Source organism: Candidatus Peregrinibacteria bacterium (assembly GCA_016220175.1).
In the GTDB taxonomy this organism is placed as follows: Bacteria; Patescibacteriota; Gracilibacteria; order CAIRYL01; family CAIRYL01; genus JACRHZ01.
In genome coordinates, this window is sequence record JACRHZ010000001.1 from 1 (window position 1) to 2,202 (window position 2,202).

The window sequence follows — 2,202 nt, forward strand, 5'->3', positions numbered from 1 at the left end:
AAGTTTACTCAAATCTGAAGGAAGTTCAAGATCGAGATACATGGAGGTTTTTGGATTCTTGGACAGGATTATCTTTGCGATTGTTGTTTTGCCCACTTGTCTTGGACCAAGAATTCCAACGGCTGGGAATTCTTGAAGAGAGTTTTCAATTTCGCTGGTCAAACTTCTCTTTATGATCATACTTGCATTTTAAAGGAATAACTTTCAATTTGCAAGGAATAAATATCTAAAAAACACCCAATTTTCCCAGTTGTCGCCAAGAAAAGAGAGCAGGTTGAGGAGAGCGAAAGACGGGAGTATTGATTTCAGGCGTAATCGTAGCGATAAAATCGGTGAAAGAAAATCTGTTTCTAGAGAGAGAACGATAATAGCAGAAACTTGAGAAAGAAAGCGAAAGAGCCCCCTGTTTCTCTTTTTCGACCTGTTCAAAAATAGAGTTGTTGAGACTCACAACCATTTGGACAAGAGCTATGAGATTCTTGATTTTCTTCAGAGACAATAGCCGAATCGCCTCGAGATTGTATTTGAGTTTCATCTGTTTAAAGAGATTCTCCACGTCCCATCTTTCCAGATATGTCTCAATAATCTCTTTCGCCCCTTTCCCCGCAACATTGGTAAGCACACGAATCGGCTGAAGTACCGGATGATATTGATGAACCACCAGTGTGTACTCCTCTCTGCTTTTTGGAAGAAGAACTTGGTATGTTCCGGGAACAAATGCATCACATGCCTTTATTTCACCTGTTTCTTTTTCAATAAAATGACGATTTGAGCGAAGTCGAACTACAAAACGAAGATCTCGCGCTTTGAGAGCTGCAAAGAATTGCTGATCGTCGTTGCCTCGATCAAAGACCCAAATCCCTCTTGTCTCGGTTTGTTTCTGCACTCTTTCAATCACCTTGAGTCGTGTTTGATTCAGTGTTTTTGCGTTGCTGTCATGAAGTTGCATGATAACTGGCTGATTGAAGATGCTTACTCCATGGAATATGTATCCTTTACTCCCGCTTCTCTCACTCCCATCAAAAATACGAGCCATTCCTTCCATCTTTTTCGCATGGGGTTTTGCAATATCGCTCAAGTCATACGCGATGACGGTATTTTCTTTTACCCGCGGCAATGTTCTGCCGATTCTCTCTTCAATCGCAACGGAAAGATCTATCGTCTCTAAATGTCTTCGGTATCTCTCGGCTTGTTTTCCAACTCGCACCTTCTTTTCCGTGTCTGCCAAATGATTCACCACCGTTGTCCCTTCTCTCATCAATGAAAGAAGTAACTCTTTTACTCCTTTCTTCTGAGGCAATGTGCACTCTTTCGTGATATTTCTGAGTGTGTTGCGAATGGTGTTGTCGATCAGTGATGAAGCGGCCATATAAAGAGGAAAATATATCCTCTTTCATTCTTTGGCGACTCTTTTGCTGTCAATCTTTTTTTGCCTTTCTCGTCACTTTCTTGTTGTCATTTCTTGGCTTTATGTTGCCATATACTCAATTCTATCCTGAAAAAATTGGGTGTTTTTTAGATTGGAGTAATTGAAGATAATAATAGAGGTTACGATAAGCCCACTACAGAAAAACTGGAAGCATTAAGAGCAGAAATCGAGAATGCAAAACAAAAAAATCCTAATGATAGAGAGATTCGAGATATTGACTCAATCTTTCAAGAATTTTTAAGAAAAAAAGAACAAGGAAAAATAAATATGGCAAACTGGAATTCTGTAAAAAAAATGACGGACAGATTAAAAAAAGAAACAAAACAATACCAGTCTCCACCTTATAAGATTTCCTTAAACGAATTAGTAAAATATCCAAATTACAAATCTTTATCACAAATTGTTCAAAAAATCGGAGAGAAAAATGTGGCCTATGTTGTCAGATCAAAGAATCCAAATGCCCCTATAATCGTAGTGGGACCGCAATCTCATTATGATATGGAAGATGACGTGTATACTATAGCGAAAAATGTTTATGAAAGGCATGGAATAAAAAATCCCGCTATTCAACAATTTCAAGACGATCATGAAGTGATTGTGAACGCGGTAAATTCAACAAATCCATCTAAATTATATTTAGAAAATGTGCTTGATGATGATTGTGCTAAGTATCAAATAACACATAGTGGGTGGGGTCCTATTTTAAAAAAAATCCCACATCTGGGTTTAGAAAGAGATCACACCATTGACGCTCATGCAGTTTTTTCTGATGA

General features: G+C 38.3%; 3 protein-coding genes. 1 reads left to right on the forward strand and 2 read right to left on the reverse strand.

Going from position 1 to position 2,202, the window contains the following annotated elements:
• Both HZA38_00005 and HZA38_00010 read right to left on the reverse strand, forming a co-directional pair.
• A partial coding sequence (locus HZA38_00005) for an AAA family ATPase (protein MBI5413885.1) occupies positions 1 to 177 on the reverse strand: 177 nt, incomplete at its 3' end.
• A 49-nt stretch (positions 178 to 226) separates the two neighbouring features.
• Positions 227 to 1,369 carry a transposase gene (locus tag HZA38_00010; protein MBI5413886.1) on the reverse strand — a complete coding sequence of 381 codons (1,143 nt, stop codon included), beginning with the start codon at positions 1,367 to 1,369 and terminating at the stop codon, positions 227 to 229.
• A gap of 354 nt (positions 1,370 to 1,723) precedes the next feature.
• Here HZA38_00010 and HZA38_00015 point away from each other — a divergent pair.
• A partial coding sequence (locus tag HZA38_00015) for a hypothetical protein (GenBank protein ID MBI5413887.1) occupies positions 1,724 to 2,202 on the forward strand: 479 nt, incomplete at its 3' end.